This is a genomic window from Paraburkholderia rhizosphaerae (assembly GCF_004366595.1).
Lineage (GTDB): Bacteria > Pseudomonadota > Gammaproteobacteria > Burkholderiales > Burkholderiaceae > Paraburkholderia > Paraburkholderia rhizosphaerae.
Genome location: NZ_SORE01000082.1, coordinates 1 through 1,004 on the forward strand (window position 1 = coordinate 1; position 1,004 = coordinate 1,004).

1 protein-coding gene is annotated in these 1,004 nt (G+C 63.7%); it reads left to right on the plus strand.

The window, feature by feature from the left end; translation table 11 throughout:
• The coding region (locus BX592_RS33675; protein WP_134197642.1) for an MFS family transporter at nucleotides 1–1,004 on the plus strand (1,004 nt) is incomplete at both ends.

The following is a 1,004-nucleotide window of genomic DNA, read 5'->3' on the forward strand; positions in this document are numbered from 1 at the left end:
ACCACCACACAGCTGCTCAACACCGCCGGCGTGTTTGCCGCGGGCTTCCTGATGCGCCCGATCGGCGGCTGGTTCTTCGGCCGTCTGGCCGACAAGCGCGGGCGCCGCTTCGCGATGATGGTGTCGGTGTTCATGATGTGCGGCGGCTCGCTCGTGATCGCGGTATTGCCGACGTACGCGCAGATCGGTGTGCTCGCACCGACCTTGCTGCTGGTTGCGCGACTCTTCCAGGGCCTGTCGGTCGGTGGCGAGTACGGCACCAGCGCAACCTATATGAGTGAGGTCGCATTGCAGGGACGCCGCGGCTTTTTCGCGTCGTTCCAGTACGTGACGCTGATCGGCGGCCAGCTGTGCGCGCTGCTCGTGCTCGTGATCCTGCAGCAGACGCTCACCACCGAAGAGCTGAAAGCCTGGGGCTGGCGCATTCCGTTCGTGGTTGGCGCGATTGCCGCGCTGATCGCGCTGTATCTGCGCAAGTCGCTCGACGAAACGTCGTCGGCCGCGACACGTCGGCGCAGCGATGCGGGCACGCTGCGCGGCATGTGGAAGCACAAGGGCGCGTTCATGACGGTAATCGGCTTTACCGCCGGCGGCTCGCTGATCTTCTACACATTCACGACCTACATGCAGAAGTACCTGGTGAACACCGCGGGCATGCACGCGAAAACCGCGAGCAATGTGATGACCGCCGCTCTCTTCATCTACATGCTGATGCAACCGCTGTTCGGCGCCCTGTCGGACCGTATCGGCCGCCGCCAGTCGATGCTGCTGTTCGGCCTGTTCGCGACGATCGGTACGGTGCCGCTGCTGCATGCGCTGAAGGACGTGACGAGCCCATATATGGCGTTCGTGCTTGTCGTAGTGGCGCTGGCGATCGTCAGCTTCTATACGTCGATCAGCGGGCTGATCAAGGCGGAGATGTTCCCGCCTGAAGTGCGCGCGCTCGGCGTCGGGCTGTCGTACGCGGTGGCCAATGCGATCTTCGGTGGCTCGGCCGAATATGT